The 20,560-nt window shown below is 56.3% G+C and carries 12 protein-coding genes and 2 pseudogenes; 4 read left to right on the forward strand and 10 right to left on the reverse strand.

Annotated elements, in window-relative coordinates:
* The 10 genes and pseudogenes from B3759_RS15960 to B3759_RS16005 all read right to left on the reverse strand — a co-directional run.
* Positions 1-413, reverse strand: a pseudogene (locus B3759_RS15960) (nitrite/sulfite reductase); the annotation flags it as partial.
* A 10-nt stretch (positions 414-423) separates the two neighbouring features.
* Positions 424-792 (reverse strand): DUF2849 domain-containing protein, encoded by a 369-nt coding sequence (locus tag B3759_RS15965; RefSeq protein WP_291367524.1) that lies wholly within the window; start codon positions 790-792, stop codon positions 424-426.
* Positions 793-860: 68 nt separating this feature from the next.
* Positions 861-1,937 (reverse strand): sulfate/molybdate ABC transporter ATP-binding protein, encoded by a 1,077-nt coding sequence (locus tag B3759_RS15970; protein ID WP_291367525.1) that lies wholly within the window; start codon positions 1,935-1,937, stop codon positions 861-863.
* Complete coding sequence (locus tag B3759_RS15975) at positions 1,934-2,758, reverse strand: sulfate ABC transporter permease (protein WP_291367526.1); 825 nt, start codon at positions 2,756-2,758, stop codon at positions 1,934-1,936. The genes B3759_RS15970 and B3759_RS15975 overlap by 4 nt, the downstream gene beginning before the upstream one ends.
* Positions 2,758-3,615 (reverse strand): sulfate ABC transporter permease subunit CysT, encoded by an 858-nt coding sequence (cysT, locus tag B3759_RS15980; protein ID WP_291367528.1) that lies wholly within the window; start codon positions 3,613-3,615, stop codon positions 2,758-2,760. Before cysT ends, B3759_RS15975 begins: the two co-directional genes overlap by 1 nt.
* Positions 3,608-4,645 carry a sulfate ABC transporter substrate-binding protein gene (locus B3759_RS15985; protein WP_291367530.1) on the reverse strand — a complete coding sequence of 346 codons (1,038 nt, stop codon included), beginning with the start codon at positions 4,643-4,645 and terminating at the stop codon, positions 3,608-3,610. Before B3759_RS15985 ends, cysT begins: the two co-directional genes overlap by 8 nt.
* Before the next feature lie 186 nt (positions 4,646-4,831).
* Complete coding sequence (locus tag B3759_RS15990; RefSeq protein ID WP_291367532.1) at positions 4,832-6,307, reverse strand: alpha/beta hydrolase family protein; 1,476 nt, start codon at positions 6,305-6,307, stop codon at positions 4,832-4,834.
* Between the two features lie 360 nt (positions 6,308-6,667).
* Positions 6,668-8,251, reverse strand: a complete 1,584-nt coding sequence (locus B3759_RS15995; protein WP_291367534.1) for an efflux transporter outer membrane subunit — start codon at positions 8,249-8,251, stop codon at positions 6,668-6,670.
* Entirely contained in the window at positions 8,248-9,522 is a 1,275-nt protein-coding gene (locus B3759_RS16000) for an efflux RND transporter periplasmic adaptor subunit (RefSeq protein ID WP_291367536.1), read from the reverse strand. The genes B3759_RS15995 and B3759_RS16000 overlap by 4 nt, the downstream gene beginning before the upstream one ends.
* A complete protein-coding gene (locus tag B3759_RS16005; protein ID WP_291367538.1) occupies positions 9,519-12,698 on the reverse strand; it encodes an efflux RND transporter permease subunit in 3,180 nt (1,059 codons plus the stop codon). Before B3759_RS16005 ends, B3759_RS16000 begins: the two co-directional genes overlap by 4 nt.
* Before the next feature lie 984 nt (positions 12,699-13,682).
* Here B3759_RS16005 and cysE point away from each other — a divergent pair.
* The 4 genes and pseudogenes from cysE (at position 13,683) to B3759_RS16030 (ending at position 20,323) form a co-directional block, all read left to right on the forward strand.
* Positions 13,683-14,570 carry a serine O-acetyltransferase gene (gene cysE / locus B3759_RS16015; RefSeq protein WP_291367542.1) on the forward strand — a complete coding sequence of 296 codons (888 nt, stop codon included), beginning with the start codon at positions 13,683-13,685 and terminating at the stop codon, positions 14,568-14,570.
* 71 nt (positions 14,571-14,641) lie between these two features.
* A pseudogene (locus tag B3759_RS16020) lies at positions 14,642-16,300 on the forward strand (OprO/OprP family phosphate-selective porin).
* Positions 16,301-16,325: 25 nt separating this feature from the next.
* Positions 16,326-17,357, forward strand: coding sequence for a sulfate ABC transporter substrate-binding protein (locus tag B3759_RS16025; protein ID WP_291367544.1), 1,032 nt, complete (start codon positions 16,326-16,328; stop codon positions 17,355-17,357).
* Positions 17,358-17,935: 578 nt separating this feature from the next.
* A complete protein-coding gene (locus B3759_RS16030) occupies positions 17,936-20,323 on the forward strand; it encodes a TonB-dependent receptor (protein WP_291367546.1) in 2,388 nt (795 codons plus the stop codon).
* Positions 20,324-20,560: the final 237 nt, after the last annotated feature.

Below are 20,560 nucleotides of genomic sequence, written 5' to 3' on the forward strand. Positions count from 1 at the left end.
CTGGTCTGGATGGCGTGCATGTCGGCTTCCGCCAGCACTTCCAGCGCCGCCACGGTGTCTTCCAGCTTGATCCAGTTGAACTGTATGTTCTGGCGTGTGGTGAAATGCCCGTATCCCTTGTCGAACTCGCGCGCGATGCGGGCGAGGGCGCGGACCTGCTTGCTGCCCAGCGTGCCATAAGGCACGGCCACACGCAGCATGTAGGCGTGAAGCTGGAGATACAGGCCGTTCATCAGGCGCAGCGGCTTGAATTCTTCTTCGGTCAGGTCACCGGCAATGCGACGATTGACCTGATCACGGAACTGCTCGATCCGCTCACGCAGGAAGGTGCGATCGACCTGATCGTAGCCGTAGCGACCGACTGGCAGCACGGCGGGAGCCGCTTCAGCGCGTGTCATGGTTTCTGTTGACATGGCGCACCTCTCAGAGTGGAGAAAATTCGGGATGGACGGAAGGGCCGAAGGCGCGGATGCGCTCGCGGGCTGTCACGGGAATGATCTTGCCGTCCGTGTCGTCCTGCACCTGAACGCCATAGATGCCGACCAGTCCCAGTTCCTGCGCCTTGCCCTTCAATGAGGACAGAAGGCCTTCGACTTCTGTATTGGAAACGAGAGCGGACTCAGCGATGCGTTCTTTCCACGAGCCATCGGCGGCCCGCCAGACAGTAATACCGTCCAGCAACCGGTTGGCAGTGATGACGCTCTGCCCGTCTGCATCGCGTCTGTTGCTTCTGATATCCACCACGTCGAAATAAATCCCCTGAACAGGCGTTCCGGCTGGTGCCGGGGCCAATCAACTACGCTTTTGCGTCCCTCATGACAACAGGAAAGCTTGAAATCACGCTTCCGGTCTGTTGAATATCACGCGGCAGCGGCGTGCCGACCATCTTTCATGCTCAGCAGCGCTCCGTCACGAAACAAACGCGCTGCATCGATATGCAGTTTGGCTCCGGACGGAAAAATCTGCTCATTGCTCGCGCCCAGAACTTCCACAATCCGTCCGTTCAGATCAATCGCCAGCCGGGAGAGTCCATACCGCGAGCCAATGCGGCGAACCGGTGCGCCGCCAGCGTCTGCGGTCAGTCGCACCTCGTGAGGTCTGATCAGCGCGACCGCTGATCCGTCCTGATCAATCGCCACCGGGAACGGCACGACATGCGGTGTTTCTGGCAGGAAGAGGCCCCCAGAAACGGTCCCACGGAATGTCAGCGTCTCTCCCAGAAACTCCATGACAAACGGTGTGGCCGGATGGGCCTCAAGTTCGCCTGCATCCGCATCCTGCACGATCCGCCCGTCCTGCATCACGACCAGCCTGTCAGCGACGTCCAGTGCCTCTTCCTGATCATGTGTCACAAGGATAGTGGTGAGCCCAAGCCGGTCATGCAAGGAGCGGAGCCATTCTCTTACTGTCCGTCGCACGACCGGATCGAGTGCGCCGAAAGGTTCGTCCAGCAGCAGGTGCTTGGGGTTCGTCGCCAGTGCACGGGCGAGTGCCACACGCTGACGTTGACCACCGGACAGACGTTGCGGATAGGCGTTACCGAGATTGGGAAGCTGGATCAGTTCCAGCAGCTCCTTCACGCGACCATCGATCTCGGCTTTGCTCGGGCGCTCGCGGCCCGGCAGAACGTCGAGACCGAAGGAAATGTTTTTCGCCACGGTCATGTGCTGGAACAGGGCGTAGTTCTGAAACACAAATCCGACATTGCGCTCACGGGGCGTCAGTTCCGCAAAGTCCCGTCCGTCGATTGTCAGCAGCCCCGAGGAATGCGGGTCCAGTCCTGCGATGGAGCGCAGCAGGGTCGTCTTGCCTGCGCCGGAAGGGCCGACAAGCGCGACAAAAGAACCATCAGGAATATCAACGGAGACCTGATCAAGCAGGATACGGTCCGGGTTACCCGGTGCGCGGCGGATGAGTTTTTCGATGTGTACGCTCATGATCCGGCATCTCCAGCCAGCGCGGCACGTCGTGCCCGGTTTTCAAAAAAGGCCCTGAATCCCACTGTCGTCATGGCCATAATGGCCAGAAGGGCCGCCATGGAAAACGCTGCGACCGACTGATAGCCATTATAGAGGGTTTCGATGTGCAGAGGCATTGTTTCTGTCATGCCCGGAATATGGCCGGACACGACGGATACCGCGCCAAACTCGCCCATGGCGCGGGCTGTGGTCAGCAGGATGCCCGAGAGCAGTGCCCAACGGGCATCCGGCAGAGTGACACGCCAGAGGATCTGCCAGAAGGAAGCCCCCAGCAGCGTGGCCGCGTCTTCCGCATCACGGCCCTGCTGTTCCATCAGAGGCAGGATCGTGCGCGTGACATAAGGAAAAGTCACGAACAACGTCGCCAGCAGAATACCGGCAGGAGCGAAAGCGATATGGATATTGTAATGATCCAGCGCCGCACCCCACCAGCCCTGTGAGCCGAACAGCAGCAGCCACACCAGACCCGCGACCACAGGGGACACGCTGATCGGGATTTCGATCAGGGCCACCAGCACGCCGCGGAGGGGGAACCGGTATTTCGAGATCAGCCACGCCGCCAGAACACCGAACACGGTGTTGATGACAACAGACAGGACCGTCATCTCGACCGTCAGTCTGATGGCGGAAATGGCGTCCGGGTCGGCCAGAGATTGCAGGGCCGTCGGAAGTCCATCGCGCAGGGCTTCCGAGAGCACCAGAAGCGGAGGCAGGATGAGAACGACGGCCACAATGAGCCATGTGGCGACGACCAGCGACCATCGGGTGAGAGCGCTCATCAGTTCACTCCCGTGATCAGGCCACGCGCCACACGGCGACGCAGCATGGCGACACCCGCAAGGCAAAGCATGGAGGCGACAAGCAGGATGAAGGCGATGGAGGTCGCACCCGCGTAATCGAATTCCTGAAGGCGGACGACCACCAGCAGGGGAGCAATTTCGGTTCTGAAAGGCTGGTTTCCGGCGATGAAAATGACGGAACCGTATTCACCGATGCCGCGAGCGAACGCCAGACCGAACCCGCTGACGGTCGCCGGGAGCAGCGAGGGCAGCACCACGCGCCACACGGTCTGCCATGAGCTTGCGCCCAGTAGTCCAGCCGCCTCTTCCTGTTCCGGCGGCAGGCCGCGCAGGACCGGCTCGACACTGCGAACGATGAACGGCAGGCCGACAAACATAAGCGCCACGACAATGCCAGCGGTCGAGTAGGCAATGCTGATGCCGAGATGCGCCAGCGGCTTGCCGAGCCAGCCCTGTGGTCCATACAGCGTGGCCAGCGTGATGCCCGTCACGGCGGTTGGAATGGCGAACGGCAGGTCAATCAGCGCATCTACAATCCGTCGTCCCGGAAGCTGCACGCGCACAAGGGTCCATGTCAGCAGCAGGCCGACAGGCACGTTGATCAGGGCGGCGATGAAAGCCGTGAAGAAGCTGACCCGCAGGGCCGCGAACATGCGCCCATCATGCAAAGCCATCGTCATCGCGCCGAGCCCTTCCTGCCACGGACGGACGATAAGCGCGGTCAACGGCAGAACGACAATCAGTCCGACCCAAAGCAGGGTCGAAAACAGCGCCAGACGGAAGCCGGGCAGGGGATCGCTGGTGCGGGATCGCACGGACAGGGTCGCCTCAGCCATGCTGCGTATAGATCTGGTCGAAGATCCCTCCCGCCGCGAAATGCTTTTTCTGAACGGCCGCCCAGCCGCCCAGACTGGCGATATCGAAGGTCTTCACCTTCGGGAACTGCGCGGCATGAGTGTGTGCCACCGCGCTGTCGGTTGGGCGAAAATAGTGTTGCGCTGCGATATCCTGCGCCTTGGGCGTGTAGAGAAATTCGAGATAATTCTGCGCGACGGTGGTAGTGCCGTGCGTGCGGACGTTATGATCCACCAGCGCGACCGGTGGTTCCGCCAGAACCGAGAGCGATGGCACGACGATGTCGAACCGATCCGGCCCAAGTTCATGCGCTGCGAGCAGAGCTTCATTTTCCCACGCAATTAGGACGTCACCCAGACCACGCTGCACGAAGCTGTTGGTGGCCCCACGCGCTCCGGCATCCAGCACCGGCACGTGCTGGAAAAGTGCCTGAAGGTAGGAGCGAGCCGACGCATCCGTGCCGCCTTTCTGGTGTAGCGCCCAACCCCATGCCGCAAGATAATTCCACCGCGCACCACCGGACGTTTTCGGGTTAGGCGTGACGACCTGAACGTCGCCCCGCACCAGATCAGGCCAGTCGTGGATGGCCTTCGGGTTTCCCTTTCTGACAAGGAAAACGATTGTGCTGGTGAACGGCGTGGAATTGTGAGGCAGCCGTTTCTGCCAGTCCGCCGCCACGAGACCTTTCTGCGCCAGCATATCGATATCGCGGGCCAGACCGAGTGACACGACGTCAGCGGGTGCGCCCTCCAGCACGGAGCGGGCCTGAGCGCCGGAACCACCGTTGGAGGTGCGGACCGTTACGGACGATCCGCTGCTGTCCTTCCAGTTTTCGGAAAAAGCCGCATTGATTCCGCGATAAAGCTCACGCGTGGGGTCGTAGGAAACGTTGAGGAGTGTCGTCGCCGCAAGGGCGGATGTTCCCCGCAGGAATGTCGCAGATCCTGCGCAGGCCAATCCTCCCAGAAGAAGGGTGCGCCGGGGCAGGGCAGAAGGAAAGTCTGGCGACATGGCAGGCACTCGGCGATTCTATATTACGGCACTGGATCGTTGTAATATGATTTCACACATAGGCTGCTACGCGCATTTAGGCAAGTTGGCGCGGTAATGATATTATATACGATATTTAATCGTTGTTTGGTCGGTTGCCTTGGCTAGCGGGAAAAAGCTTCGGAAATGATCGGAAAATCGAAACGCTCAGTTTATCGTGAACAGATAGGTCATGGTGATCGGCGGATCCTTGGGATCGGCGCTGACCTGTTTTGTAATCGTCACGCTGTCTGTTCCGTGGAAATCGGGATTGGAACGATATTGCAGAACAGATCCCTTGACGGGAACAGTATTGCATTTCGTCAGAGGGCCAACAGTGTGATGGGTCACTCCGGTTGCTGACGTGCTCATTCGCAACGCGCCATGCGCAGGCGCTTTGACCAGTTTGATCGCGGGAACGTAGCGTGCTGTACAGTCTTCGTTGATGACCGAGTAAAATACCGAGACGACCTTCCCTGATGAAACAGTGATAGCCTGCTGTCTTGTCTGCGAAGGTCCGTGTCCCTGCCAGACAACACGATTGTCATACGCGTAAAGACGACAGTTTTGTGAGGCCTTGCTGCATCCCGACAGAGCGGAACTGATGGGATCGAAATCGTGAGCGCCCACGCTTTCGGCATCATCACCTATGACGAACGCTTTCGGCGTCGGCTGTGTCAGGAACGTCTGATAGGCCTTGCGCATCATGTCGTTCTGGACCGGAAGTTTGCTGAAGTCGTTCAGTTCCGCATAGCCGGAGGCCGGGGGCGGCAGGGTGGGAAGGTAATCAGCCACGACAACCCTGTGGGGAAGCCCCGCCTTTTCAAGCATGGCATCCGCCTGCGCCATCCACGGCCTGAGACCGTCAGGATCATTCAGCAGAGAATGCGAATCATTGAGAAAGGGTGGGACATCGACCAGTTCCGCCTGCGGGTTCTTTGCCTTGTAGGCGGCATACATTGCCTTCCAGGATTCTGTGGGAGCCAGAGAGTCATTCTCACCCTGCACCCATAAAGTTGGCAGGTGGGTTTCGGCACCGAACTCACTTGCGCCGGCCAGCAGCCTGTCGGCGTCATTGTGGCAGCTTGAAACATGCATCAGGGGGAAGAACAGAAACTGGGCGCGTGTTCCGGGCAGCGGCATGGTTCCCATGGCCATCTGCACCCACCCCCCGAAACTGAGGCCCGCCGTGACAATCCGTGTGGCGTCAATGTCTGGAAGCTGCGCAATGGCGGCGGAAACATCACGGATATCGTCCGCGTTGCGTCGCGCTGTGGTGGCGAGTTCGCATCCATCAGAGATCAGCCTGCCTTCCGACCCGGCAAATCCTCTCGCCATGGGACGTAGGACGGCATAGCCGCGGTCAAGGAAATAGCCGGAGAGATAATCATATCGGTCGCGTGCTCCATGATTGGAGCCGGAGATATGCGAAGCGCCGCCACTGACGATGGCGAGAGGAAACGGACCAGCTGTGTGGGGCAACAACAGGGTTGCTTCAAGAATTGTGCCGTCTCTTGTGGGTAGCCGGAAGAGTTGTTCCGAAAAAGCGGTGTGACGATCAGGAAGTGTTGTCTGCGTTTCGGATATGGGAGCAATGGAGGCGGCATGCAGAGGGGCGGGAACGAACGATATCGTTGCGGCCATGAGGGCAAGACATGAAACGGCGCAACGATGCATCAGAAAATGTCCTTATTTGACCTTGCCCTGCTCATTTTCGTGAAGAGAGCAGGGCGTCAGATAATGCCGATCATCGCCGACAGAGAGTTTCCTTTCTATACAGGAAGTATTTGAAAGTGATGAAGACAGCAGAATGCAAGGTAGGTCAGAAACAGGTGTTTGACAACAGACAGTAACGACTTCTGATTACCATTTTTGGATAGGATATTCCCTGCCAAATAAAGGGACTTTTAAAGCCAGCAAGTGTTCAGAAAACCCACGCCGTCGAAAGGGTCTAAAGAATGTCCCTTTCGATCAGGGCGGGACAGTATTGCCTTCGGACGTCCCTTAACGCGTTGCTTGCGGCATCACAGAAGCCTGAGCCGGTCCTGTCAGATCCGCATCAGTGCTGTGCGTCGCCACAGGAACATCGCCAACCGGCTTGGGCGTATGCAGGCCTTCATACTGCAAAGGCTTGAAAGGCCGGATCTGCTTGAGGGCCGGGAGATCCTGCGCCGACCAGCCGCCGCCAAGAGCGCCAATAAGAGCCACAACAGACTGCCGCTGACGGGTCTTCACAGCAACGAGGCTGACACGCGCGACCAGTGCTGCCTGCTGCGCCACGACCACATCGAGATAGTTGGTCAGGCCGCCGGTATAGAGCTGCATGGTCATCGTCTGTGTGCGAAGCGCCGCATCCACAGCCTTGGCCTGCTGATCCGTTTCCGTGCGAAGACGGTTTGTATTGGTCAGGCCATCTTCCACTTCCTGAAAAGCGGACAGAACTGTCGAGCGATAATTCTCTTCGGACTGGCGATATTGCGACCAGGAACGCTGTAATTCGGCACGGCGCACACCACCCTGAAACAGGGGAAGGATGGCCTGCGCGCCAAACTGGTACATGGAGTTCGACAAAGACGCGAGATCGAAGCCGTTATCCATGAAACCGGTCATCGCGTTGAACGTGACGTGCGGATAGAAGGCCGCGCGAGATACACCAATGGCGCGATTGGCTTGCGCCATAGCCCGCTCCGAAGCGGCAATGTCCGGGCGACGCTCAAGCAGTGTGGAAGGCAGGCCCGACGAGGGGTGAATGTCGGACAGCGCGATCCTATCCCGTGGCGCGATATGGAAAGACGCAGGCGCCATATTCACCAGCACGGCGATGGCATGCTCCATCACATCCCGGCGCGCCCGGATATCGGTTTCTTCCGCCTGTGTGGAAGCAAGCTGGGCTTCAGCGCGTGATACATCCAGACCGGCAGCAATCGCGCCGGCCAGACGCATATGGGTGATCTGCACGGCCAGCTGGTAATAGCGGATGGAATCCTTGTAGACGGCGTCCTGCGCATCAAGCCCACGCAGCGCGATGTAGTCGGACGCGAGCTCCGTCGTCAGACTGAGACGTGCGACAGCGTATTCGGCGGCATTTTCCTGAGCCGACTGCTTGGCGATCAGCGTCCGGTTTCTGATGGCGTTCCAGAAATCCGGCTCCCAGGTCGCCGCCGCATGATACTGCTCGGAAGACATATAGACAGGGCCGGTCGCGCCACCACCACGCCATAGTCGTTTCCGTGAGCTCTTGTTCTTGTCACCGCTCGCTCCGCCAATGAGCTGCGGATAGAGGTGAGAGGCGACCTGTGCTGCGACATCCCGCGACTGGGTGAAGTTTTCGGCAGCAGCCTGAAGATCCGGATTGGCGGCCAGCATCCGCTCTTCCAGTTGATCGAGTTCCGGATCTCCGAAATCACGCCACCAGTCGGATCGGGGCGCACCATCATCCGGCTGCCCGTAATGCATCACGCCCTGACCCTCCCACTGGGCCGGATAGACCAGTTTTGTGGGAGCATAGCGCGGCGCCATATCGCAGCCCGCAAGAGCCGAGGACGCCAGAAAGACGAGAGCGAAGTGACGGGAAAAAGAACGTCTCATTCGTGGTCGCTTGTCTCTGCCGCCGGAGCGGAGTTGTCCATCGGCATGGCCCGCACATCATCATCATCCTGAGACGGCGCAGCAGGTTTCTTGGGCTGCGTGGACGGCATGTTGTATCCGCGCGTTCCCGGCACGATGCGGACCTTGTCTCCATCCAGCAGGCCTGCGGACGGATTGTTGATGATCCGGTCGGAACGGTTGATGCCCGACAGCACCTGAACGGTCGTCCCGAGCACAGTGCCCACCTTGATCGGCACCAGATGCACATGATCGGTGGGATCAACCACGGCCACCTGCATGCCTTCAGCCCGGAAAATCAGCGCGCCCTGCGGCAGGATCAGAATGTTGGCGTCACCCGGCGCTTCAAAGTGCGCTGTCGCGAATGAGTCGGGCCACAGCTCCCCGAGAGGATTATCAACCATCAGCTCCGTGTTGACGGTGCGGGTGTTGGGGTTGAACGCGGCAGCCGTCGCGACATAGCGCGCCTTGAAGGTCCGACCGGGAAACTGCGGAACACTCAACGTTGCAGTGAGAGCAGGGCTGATGATGTAGGCATAATCCTGCGGCACGGAGACAAAGATACGCATGGCGTGGATATCGGCCACGCTGAACAGTTCCGTGGCATTGCCGCGTGCGCCGACATCGCCCCGGCCAGCGTTCACGTAGTCGCCTACATCCGCCAGACGGGCTGTCACGACACCGTCGAAAGGCGCCACGATCTTCTTGAATCCTTCAAGGGCCTGATAGCGCTCCATCTCATGACGGGCGGCTTCAACCTGCGCCTTTTCAGCCTCGGCATTGGCTGCCTGCACATCGACTTCCTGCTGGGACACAGCCTGCGTGCCTTCCAGCGCCTTCCAGCGTTTGGAGGTGATCTGGGCAAGCTTGTAACGGGCGACCGCTACGTCCAGATTGGCCTTGGCCGCAGCATACTGCGCATCGAGACCCGGCGTGTCGATTTCCGCCAGAACGTCGCCGGTCTTCACATGCGCGCCGATGTCCTTGTACCACATCTTCACGTAGCCGGAGACCTGCGCGTAGATCGGCGCGAGATACCAGGCCGAGATATTGGCGGGCAGATCAAGGTTGAGGTGATCCGGTCCCGGCTGGGCCGTGATGACCTGCACCTGCGGAAGAGCGTTTTCCGTCGTTTCCCGGGCAAGATTGTCATAGTGCATGTTGCGCTGGAAGATGCCCCATCCCGCCAGAACGATGGCGAGAATGACGACAAGGATCAGCACGAGGCGTCCGCGTGAAGTCTGGGCGCTCATGCGGTTTCTCCTTCCGGGTGTGGCATCTGTTTTCCATGACGGCGTGAATGAATGGCGGCGAAAACACACGGTACGAAGATCAGTGTCGAGATTGTCGCGACAATCAGCCCTCCCATCACAGCACGTCCGAGCGGAGCGTTCTGGGAGTTGCTCGTGGCCATGGGCAGCATGCCAACGATCATGGCGGAGGCCGTCATCAACACAGGACGGATACGCTCGAACCCGGCATCGACTGCTGCCTTTACCGCATCGCCGTGACGCATCAGTTCGTCACGCGCAAACGACACGACCAGAATGGAGTTCGCGGTCGCCGTGCCCATGCACATGATCGCACCCGTCAGAGCCGGGACGGACAATGCTGTATGGGTCAGGAACAGCGACCATGCGATGCCCGCCAGCGCACCGGGGAGGGCGGTGATGATGATGAACGGGTCAAGCCACGACTGGAAGTTGACGACAATCACCAGATAAACAAGCAGGATCGACATGGCGAGGCCGCCAATCAGCTGAATATAGGCCGCGTTCATCGTCACGCCCTGACCATTTACGGTCATGGAGGAGCCATGCGGAAGACGCTCCTGCTCCTGCTCGACGATACGGTCCACCTGCTTGGCGACGCGACCAAGATCCAGCCCTTCGTTAGAGGCGTAAATGTCAAAGACCGGCATGATGTTGTAGTGCGCGATCTCTCCGGGCGTGCCGGTCTGCTGAATCTCGCTGAGACCACCCAGAATCTGCGGAGGCACACCCGTCGGATTGCCATCGCCCTTGTCGATCGGGGTCAGTTCCAGATCATTCAGGGTCTGGAGGAAGTGGGCCGGGGTCTGAATGTCGATCAGATGGGAGACGCCGGTCTTCGGATCAAGCCAGTAAACTTGTCCGACCTGTGAGCTGCCCGACAGTGAGACCAGCATGTTGTTGGTGACATTCGCTTCCGTAATGCCGGTTCCCAGCGCGAAGCTGCGTCGTGCGTTGACCAGCAGGGTCGGCGTGGTCATCGGCTGCTGAACGGAAATGTCCGTCAGACCCGGCACATGTCTCAGGCGTGCGGCAAGATGGTTGGCGAAGGCGAAATTCTCTTTCAGGTTTCGTCCGACAATCTGCACGTCCAGCGGGGCAGGCGCCCCAAAGTTGAGGATCTTGGCGGTCAGATCCGCAGGCTGGAACGTGATCTGCGTGCCGGGGAATTTGCGCGCAAGCCCATTCCGCAGGATCTGCCGGTATTCCGCGACCGGTGATTCCTCGTTCTTGAGCGTAATCGTCAGATCGCAGTCCTGCGTGCCCACTGTAGGCGTGGGAATGAAGGCCTGATTGAGGGCGCTGAATGGCAGTCCACAGTTATCGACAATCGTCTCGACCTGTCCGGGCAGCAGACGGCTGATCTCATCATTGATCAGCTGCGAGATCTTGCCTGACTCTTCAATACGCGTGCCGAGCGGGGCACGCATATGCATGGCGAGCGAGTTCGACTTGATCTCGGGGAAGAAGTCCTGCCCGACAAAAAACAGCAGTCCAAGCGATGATAGTGCTGCGACGAGGAACCCGCCGATAAAGGAGGCGCGAATGTTCTGGAGACCCGCCAGCATGTCGCGATAGGCGTGCCGGAACCGTTCGAACTTCTCTTCAAACCCGCGCTGGAACCGACCGAAGAAGGATTTCGGCTCTCCGGCTCCATGTCCGTGACCAGCGGCGACCTGTGCCGCCAGCATGTATTTGGCCATGGTGGGGACGAGCGTTCGGGACAGAATGAAAGAGGCGATCATCGCGAAGATGATGGCTTCAGCCATCGGCATGAACAGCCATCCGGCGACACCACTGAGCTGGAAGAGCGGCATCCAGACGATACAGATGCACAGCGTGGAGACAAAAGTGGCGATGACGATCTGGTTAGCTGCGTCGATGATGGCCGTTTCCAGATCCTTGTCCATGGCCAGATGTGCGTCGATATTTTCGATCATGACCGTCGCGTCATCGACGAGAATACCGACGGCCAGCGCCAGACCGCCCAGCGTCATGACGTTGATGGTCTGACCAGCCCAGCCCAGCGCGATGATCGAACACAGCATCGCCAGTGGAATGGAGGTTGCGATGATGACGGTCGATCGCCACGAGCCAAGAAACAGCAGCACGACCAGCCCTGTCAGGCAGGCGGCTGTCAGCATTTCCTGCACCACGTCTCGCACGGATTCCTTCACGAATGTGGAGGCGTCGTTGATGACGCGGATATCCACGCCGGGAGGCAGTGTTTTCTCAATTCCCGGCAGGAGCTTCTTGACGCCGGACACAACATTCAGCGTCGAGGCGTCACCGCTCTTCATGATGACGATCAGAACGCCCTGCTGTCCCTTGACCAGCACGAGATTGGTCTGTGGAGGGCCTCCCTGATGCACCCACGCGACGTCGCGCATATAGACGACGGAGTTGCCCACCTGCTTGATCGGCAAGTCATTCAGTGAATCGATTTCGCGTGGTGAGGCGTTGGTCTGCACCATCCAGTCGAAAGTGCCGATCTTCTGGTCACCCGCCGGAAGCACGATGTTCTGCTTCCCGAGCGCCGTGGACACATCCACTGGGGAGAGTCCATGCGCGAGCAGCTTGGTCGGATCAAGATCCACCATGACGTTGCCCGGCTGGCCACCATACGGATTGGGAATAGCCGCGCCTGCCACCGACACAAGCGCCGGTCGGATCAGGTTCGAGGACATGTCATAGATTTCGGAAGCCGTCAGATGCGTGGAAGACACCTGGAGCGTCAGAACCGGAACGGACGAAGCGTTGTAGGTGAGCACCAGTGGCGGGGTGGAGCCCGTCGGCATCTGTTTCAGAACAGTCTGGGAGACCGCGGTGATCTGCGTTTGGGCGGCTGAAGCATCTGTTCCGGGCTGGAAGAAGACCTTGACGATGCCGCGTCCGTAATAGGACTGACTTTCAATGTGTTCGATATTATTGACCGTCGCGGTCAGGGCGCGTTCATAGTAATAGATGACGCGTCCGGACATATCTTCCGGCATAAGTCCGGTATAGGTCCAGACGACGGCGACCACGGGAATGCGAATGCTTGGAAAGACGTCTGTTGGCGTCGATACAATAGCACGAAGACCAAAAACCAGAATCAGGATCGACAGAACGACGAAAGTATAAGGACGCTTCAGTGCGACCAGAACGATCTCATTCATGCTGATCCGTTTCCGGTCTGTTCTGAACTGGCTGTAATGTTCATAAGGTCCTCTGTGACAGCCGACACTCCAGGGTGCCAGTAAATTACTTTTTAGGATGCGTCCCGTGTCTGTCCGCAATCTGTGTCTGACGCAAACCCTATAAAAAGGGTTCTCGGTTGTTGTTGCAAGAGAGGCTTCGGCTTGGAGAGCGGCTAATTGGCAGGTTTCTCCGTGGAGAAACTTTTCTTTTCGAGAGATCTGAAAAGAAGGTATTTTTATCTATCTAAAAAACTTTCCTGACCGGCGTAACGCCACGGGTTGGTTGAAAGCTTTTGGGAATGTGGAAATGAAAAATATTTGTGACAGACACTCCACAAACTACAAAAAATAATAGTGATAAACGTTCTCGCCATTCAAGACGCTTTTCGATTCTATTCAGTAAAGAAAAAAGCGGGCAGAAAAGTTTTTGGAAGATGTCTGAACGCGCCAGATTTTATTCTAATCATCTGATATAATGAGAAAAATAATAAACTAAATAAAATAGTTATTTATATTGATGAAATTATTATGTGCATTTTCGTGTCGTTGTTTATTGACCCGCCCGAGTGGGTGTGTCTCTTATGTGTCCGCACCCTGCGCGGTGTTCGAAAGAAGATGAAAGTCATGCACGCAATGTCAGATCGAATGTGTCGCGTGACCCGATGTCGGGTCATCAGCGTTAGCGCCCCAAAGGGCGTTCTTCACTCCCGATAACCGACAGAAATCTGTCGGTCGGCCAATACTGGTCTGAAAGGCAGATTGCCATGTATGAATCTCATGCCGTTGAATCCGATGGGGTTTTTCTCGGCGCCATCATTCTGGATGTGAACAGAACCTCACATCGTTTCTATGCGACGCACGACAGTGTTCGCGCTCTCCACAATCAAACTCTCAACGAACGACGTGAACTGGTGCGTCGGGCGGTTACGCAGTTTCAGCGTTCAGCGCGGAACGGAGGTGACCATGCTCACCACACACGCCGACTTCGTCGAGAGAGAAGCACCCGTCCGACATGAACAGTTTCTGTCGGAGATTCACCGGAGTGGCCGGTCTGCCGGAGCAGGAGATGCTGCCGATCTCTGGCGGACAATGCGCAAGGAAGCCCGTCTCAACGCCGATATGGTCCTGATAGGGCTGATCCGAAGCTGCATTCTTGATCAGCAGGATCTGGCGGGAGGACTGGCGCGTCTCCTTTCCTCCAAGTTTGCGGGGGAGATGGTGCCTGCTCGGGTTCTCGAAGCCCTGATGCGAGACTTTTTCCTGATATGGCCGGATGCCGTTGAAACAGCAGCATCAGACCTGCGTTCAATACGGGAAAGAGACCCCGCTGCCGTCGATCACATTACGCCGTTTCTCTTTTTTAAGGGGTTTCAGGCTGTGCAGGCGCATCGTGTCGCACACTGGCTATGGCAGGACGATCGGAAACTTCTGGCGCGTTATATTCAGGGCAGGGCATCAGAGCTCTTTGCTGTGGATATTCATCCTGCCGCACGGCTCGGAAAAAGAATCATGTTCGATCATGGTACTGGCATTGTGGTGGGTGAAAGTGCTGTGGTGGAGGACGATGTCGCGCTTCTTCAGAATGTCACACTGGGCGGGACGGGCAAGGAAGGAGGAGATCGGCACCCGAAAGTGCGTCGCGGCGCATTGATTGGAACCGGCGCAAAAGTGCTGGGTAATATCGAGATCGGTGAAGGTGCCAAAATAGGCGCGGGGGCGATCGTTCTGAAATCTGTTGAACCGTATACGACCGTTGTCGGTAATCCAGCCCGGCCCGTGGGGAAGAGGCACACCGGATTACCTTCATTGACAATGGATCAGTCTCTTCCTGTGGTGGATTATGTGATCTGAACGAATACATGATCCTTTTTCTCTAATATACACACAAATACTGCTGTTTTTCTCAAGTGACCGGGCCTTCCATGAATACGACACTTCGCCGGACATTGTTTCTGGCTACACCGTTTCTCGCGTCCTCTCTCCCGCATTACGCGGAAGCACGCTCCACCGACCCTGAAGTGCTTGAGCTTCGCCGTGAGCTCGCCGCCATGAGGCAGGAAATGGCGGCCATGCGCCATGACATCCGCGTGCAGGCAGCCGGTAATCACATGCGCGCCAACACCGAAAACGACAGCACAACTCGCCACCGTCGCCACGACACCCGTCTGGCAAGTGCAGGCTCCGAGGAAGTAAAGCCGGTTTTTTCTCAGGCTGTGGCACGTCCCAATGGACCGCGTTCCCCCGCCGAAAGCCGGATTGCTCTTCCGGAAGGCCCAGTCCAGTCCTAGGCTGATTTCAAGGCAGCCAGCGCCAAAAGTGAAATCCTGCAGATTGGCGGCATGCAGATCGGCTTCCCGAAGGGGCGACCGACCATTGCCTCTGAGGATGGCTCATACGCCTTTTCTGTCGGCCTGCTTGCTCAGGAAGATTTCGGCGGCTTTCTCGGCGCTGGCCCGAGAGGGAATGAAGCCAAGGGAAATTTTAACAGCTTCACCCAGAATGCCCGTCGTCTGCGGCTCTATTTTTCCTGGCGCTACAAGGACTGGGTCGTCAACGTGACGCCTGACTTCGGCTCCAGTTCCGTTGATGGCACCGTTGGTCTGTTTGAAGCGAACCTGAATTATACCGGCCTGAGAAACACAACTCTGACAGTGGGTTATTTCCAGCCGCGCATGGAAGAGGAAAGTGCCGAGCGCTCCGGTGCGTTCGAATTCCTCGAGCGTCCAACCATCGTCGATCTGGTGCGTAACATTGCAGGCGGCGTGGCGCGCTTCAGCGTGGGTGGTGAACATTGGGAAAAACGCTGGCTGGCGGCTGCCTATTTCACAGGTCAGAAGTTTGGTGACCGGAACAAGGATACGACCATCACCGACAGTCAGACCGGTGGTGTCGCCCGTATCGCCGGTCGTCCTTATGTAAGCAAGGACATTGATGTTCATGTGGGCGCGGGCGCGACGGCGGCCTTCAAGCTCAATGAGAATTCTTCAGGTCGTAACTATACTTTCAACGACAATATGGAAGTCCCGCTTGGTGAGACTTCCCTGCTGACATCCGGAGCGCTCAAGGATGTGTCACAGATATGGGCGGCTGGTCCGCAGTTGGCCTTCCGTTGGAAAAACCTTCTGCTGAAAAGCGAATATTACCATATCGGCGTTTCTCGCGGGAACCAGCCCGTAGGCAGCAACTTGCCTTCTCTTGGGTTCGACGGCTGGTATGTGGCCGCCAACTACACGATCTTTGGACACCCACGCGCCTATAATCCGAAGATCGCTGCATTTACTTCGCCCGGCGTCGAATATGACTTCGATCCGGCCCACAATCACTGGGGCGCATTGGAAGTCAGCGGTCGCTGGAGTGTGACGGATCTTGGCGATGTCGCCAGTCAGGGCGGAACGGGCGTTAACGGTAACCAGCAGACCGTGTGGCAGGCTGGCTTCAACTGGTATCCCAATCAGCACATCAAATTTATGGTCGATTATGCCCGTTACATCGTCTCCCGCTCAAAAGGTGTGAGTAACGGCGTCAATGTTCTTGGGCGTGATGGTAATGCCATCGTAGCCAGGGCGCAGGCTGCATTCTAAGCAAAAAGAACAGGAAATACGTGTCATGAAGAACACTCTTGCTTTCAGCCGTCGCTCTTTGCTCAAAGGAAGCGTTGCCGCTGGTGTGGCCGGTCTTATCGGAGGCGGGCATTCAGCGCACGCCGCCAGTTGGTCGCTCCTGAATGTTTCATACGATCCAACGCGTGAACTTTACGCTGATATCAACAAGGCTTTTTCTGCATTCTGGTCAAAGGATCATCCTGATGACCGGGTTCTGGTGAAAACGTCGCATGGCGGCTCCGGTGCGCAGTCGCGTTCTGTTCTGGAAGGCGCTCCGGCTGATATCGTCACACTTGGTCTGGCCTACGATATCGACATTCTGGCCCAGCACGGATTGCTCGCGACAGACTGGCAGAAACGCCTGCCGCACAATTCCACGCCCTTTACCAGCACGATCGTATTTCTGGTTCGCAAGGGCAATCCGAAGAACATCCATGATTGGCCCGACCTGATCCGTGACGATGTATCGGTGATCACTCCCAACCCGAAGACCTCTGGCGGCGCACGCTGGAACTATCTTGCCGCCTGGGGCTGGGCGCTCCGCACACATGGGCAGTCAGAAGACGCTGCAAAGGACTACCTGAAAGCACTCTTCAAACATGTGCCCGTTCTCGATACGGGGGCGAGGGGAGCGACAAACTCCTTTGTGCAGCGTCATCTGGGTGACGTGCTGATTGCGTGGGAAAACGAGGCGCTGCTTGCGGCCCGCGATGTTGGGCCGGACCAGTTTGATATCGTTGTGCCGTCTGTCAGCGTGCTTGCCGAGCCGCCGGTTGCTGTCGTTGATAAAAACGTCAAAGCGCATGGCTCCGAAGCCGTCACGACCGCTTATGCGGAGTTTCTCTTCACACCGGAAGCCCAGAAGCTCGGTGCGAAGCACTATTATCGGCCGGTTGACCCTGCGATCCTTGCTGACACCAAAGGCGTTTTCCAGCAGATTGAGACGTTTGATATCGCAAGTCTTGGCGGATGGCAGACTGTGCAGAAAAAGCATTTCAGTGAAAACGGCGTGTTTGACCAACTATATAGCAAATAATATCGGATGATTTCTGATGGTTGGTTAGCTTGCCTACCAGCCATTTGAGATGGGATGTCCGGGTCAGTGGTTTTGCGATGCTGCACCTTGTGTTCAATGCCAACAGTCAAACGATCTGAGGATCATCTGCGCGCTCTGTTTTATTGGGGCATACCATCCTGAACGACAGCGAAGTTCAGTTCGCTGGATCATTCTGCAACCGGGATCAGGCATAGCCTTCACATGCGTGATAAGAGCCAAGATCTCACGCAGTCGTGCGATATTTAAAATTTTATTTTATATTCAGGCAATTTCCTAAAATATTCTGTTCAGAAAACTGCAGACGTAAAAATCCGATCAAAAATGAAACGAGCGATTCTAGTTCCTGTTTGAGGCGACGATCCGGCAAAGAAACAGCTTTGTCGCAATACGCCTGAAAACCGTCGGTTTTTTTATTCCGATATCGTAACATAAAAGCTATCGAATCCGCATCCTAACGAGCCTGTGAGCTCAATGAGAGGAGCGTCCTGTCTGTGAAGAGATTGTTCACGATACAAAGAAAAACTGTCTTTTTATCTGCACTCTGTATGACAACAATTTTGTCCTCTTATCCCTTGTTCCACAATGACGCCTTTGCCGCCGGCACGCATGGCCCTCAGGCGTCCGGCTCGCCCAAAATCGCGTCGAAACCAGCCGTAACGGCGCGGAAACACAAGACGCCGACCTCCATGGAGGCCTCTGGTGAAGGAGAGGCGATCAAGGTTTCCATCCGTCGTCGTGCGCCCGCTGGCCATATCCTGGTCTCCCGCGCCGCAATCGCTCGCCTGTCTCCGGGCATGAACCCAATGGCAGCCCTGAACCAGTCGCCGGGGATCAATTTCCAGTCCGCCGATGCGTTGGGGGCGTCCACATGGGGAACGCAGATCTACATGCACGGCTTTGCCCAGAAGGATGTCGGCGTCACGCTGGATGACATGCCTCTTGGGGAAATGACTTATCGTAACTACAACGGTGTCAATCCTACCCTTGCGGTCGCGCCGGAAAATGTCGCTGGAATCGATGTCTCACAGTCGGCGGGCGCTGAGGAGGTTGCGGCAAGTAATAATCTTGGCGGTTCACTTGCCTACCGGTCCATCGATCCTGCCCACAAGCTGGGGGCTTCCCTTCAGCAAGGGTTCGGCAGTTATTCGATGTACCATACCTATGGGCGGATAGACAGCGGTGACCTGAACCCGACGGGAACGCGGTTCTACGTTTCCTACCTGCGGAATGACCAGCAGAAATGGAAAGGCGCGGGGGAACAGTTTTCGCAGCAGGCTACCGCCAAGCTGATCCAGCCGATTGCACAGAAAAGCGCCTTGTCAGCGTATTTCAATTATTATGACATGCATTCTTACGAATATCAGGACTTGTCACCGGAAGTGATCCAGAAGTTGGGATATAAGGTGGACAATTACTATAACGGCAAGGCCAGTGGATATCTGGCGGCCGTTAATGCCAGTAAAGGGATCTATCCCAAAGGGTTCGATAAACTGTCCGATCCATTGGACGCGTCCTATTATGACGGACCGACCAATGAGCACGGTTTCATGGGGTATCTGAAATCGGATCTGACTCTGACAGACCGGTTGAAATGGGTCACGACTGCATACGGTCACGCTGATATTCAGAAAACCGGCTGGAATTCGCCTTATTTCCCGTCGCCCAATGGTTCGCCACTCAGTGAAATTGTCAAGGAACCCTCTTTCCGTCGGTTCGGTATTCTGTCCAAGATGTCTTACGACATTGCCCGAAACCATATTGGCCTTGGTGTCTGGTATGAAAACAACTCCTACCAGTCTTCAATGTGGGCATATGAGCAACCCAATGTCGTCAATGGTCAGATCGTGGGAGGGATTCCGAATAATCTCGGGCATTACGGCAAGCCTTTTGCCGAGATATTCAACCAGAACTATAATTCCAATACTTTTACGGCGTTTGTAAACGATACTTACCGGCCTATTCAGAATCTTGCCCTGCATTTTGGTTTCAAATCCATTCTTTCGACACAAAGGGTCGGCGATGGATATATGAGCAGTGCCTATTACGGCGCTTCAAGCGGAAGCATCACTTCTGGAGAAAGCCTCACCACGGCGAAGGCTTTTCTTCCGCATATTGGTGTCGACTACAGATTCCTGAAAAATCATGATATATTTATTGATATTTCAGAGAACGCTCGTACATACATGGAATCAGGATTCAAGCTTTCAGCTTCACCTTTCGCAGTCACGCAAGCAGCTTATAACATGAGCCACAATTCAATACGGCCTGAAAAAGACTGGACGTATGCCATCGGTTATCGTTACTCGGACCGTCTGATGGATGCTTCGGTCTATGCTTATCGGACCAATTATTTCAACCGTCTTCAGCAGATCACTTCCGGGTCGCTGCTCAACCCGGTATCGGCTGTCCAGAATGTCGGCGGTATAACCATGAACGGAGTGGACGCACAATTTGTTATTCGGCCGATCCGTAATCTGTCGATTTCAAACAGTATCAGCTATAATCATGCAGTTTATGATCAGAATATCATACAGCAGGGTGTCGCCTACCATACCAAGAATCAGCAGGTCGTGAACTATCCGCGGTTCATGTACAAGGCAAATCTCGCTTACGACTGGCGTAGCCTGAGCTTTTATATCGAGGGTAACTATATCGGCCATAGAAATTACGATTATTCAGGACAAATTCATGCGCCCGGTTACTGGCTCACCAATCTTGGCCTGCAATGGCACGTCAAGAAACCCTCGGATGACGGGACGCGACTGGGAGGTGTTGTGAAAGGTCTGACTGTGGCGTTCAACCTCAACAACGTCACCAACCAGTATTATGTGGCCACGATGGGAGAAAATGGAAATCCACTGGATTCAGCAAGTGGCTACAGCTTCCAGTCCATGATCCTTGGTATGCCGAGGACCGCTTTCGGTTCTATCAAAGCTGATTTCTGATTTTAAGATTTCGTTGTAGAGAAGCCTTGATTTTAGGCTTTCCTACAACGGGATACAGATTATCGTAAAAGCCGCTTTTTGCGAGATTGTTTTTGGTCATGTGTGTTGTCCGAACTTACTGCGCAGACTGTGCAGAAAAAAGTATTTCAGCGAACAGGAGTGTTAGACCAATGCTTTGCAGTAAATCCGGCAACAAGAGCTTCGGTGACTGGTCATTGTAATGATTGGCCGCGCGTT

Origin of the sequence: Acetobacter sp. UBA5411 (genome assembly GCF_002409645.1) — a bacterium.
Taxonomy (GTDB): domain Bacteria; phylum Pseudomonadota; class Alphaproteobacteria; order Acetobacterales; family Acetobacteraceae; genus Acetobacter.

Excerpts from the sequence above, each read along its gene's own strand:
- B3759_RS15970 (WP_291367525.1), bottom strand. The coding sequence starts at position 1,937 with ATGAGCGTACACATCGAAAAACTCATCCGCCGCGCACCGGGTAACCCG.
- B3759_RS15975 (WP_291367526.1), bottom strand. The coding sequence starts at position 2,758 with ATGAGCGCTCTCACCCGATGGTCGCTGGTCGTCGCCACATGGCTCATT.
- cysT (WP_291367528.1), bottom strand. The coding sequence starts at position 3,615 with ATGGCTGAGGCGACCCTGTCCGTGCGATCCCGCACCAGCGATCCCCTG.
- B3759_RS15985 (WP_291367530.1), bottom strand. The coding sequence starts at position 4,645 with ATGTCGCCAGACTTTCCTTCTGCCCTGCCCCGGCGCACCCTTCTTCTG.
- B3759_RS15990 (WP_291367532.1), bottom strand. The coding sequence starts at position 6,307 with ATGGCCGCAACGATATCGTTCGTTCCCGCCCCTCTGCATGCCGCCTCC.
- B3759_RS15995 (WP_291367534.1), bottom strand. The coding sequence starts at position 8,251 with ATGAGACGTTCTTTTTCCCGTCACTTCGCTCTCGTCTTTCTGGCGTCC.
- B3759_RS16000 (WP_291367536.1), bottom strand. The coding sequence starts at position 9,522 with ATGAGCGCCCAGACTTCACGCGGACGCCTCGTGCTGATCCTTGTCGTC.
- B3759_RS16005 (WP_291367538.1), bottom strand. The coding sequence starts at position 12,698 with ATGAATGAGATCGTTCTGGTCGCACTGAAGCGTCCTTATACTTTCGTC.
- cysE (WP_291367542.1), top strand. The coding sequence starts at position 13,683 with ATGCTCACCACACACGCCGACTTCGTCGAGAGAGAAGCACCCGTCCGA.
- B3759_RS16025 (WP_291367544.1), top strand. The coding sequence starts at position 16,326 with ATGAAGAACACTCTTGCTTTCAGCCGTCGCTCTTTGCTCAAAGGAAGC.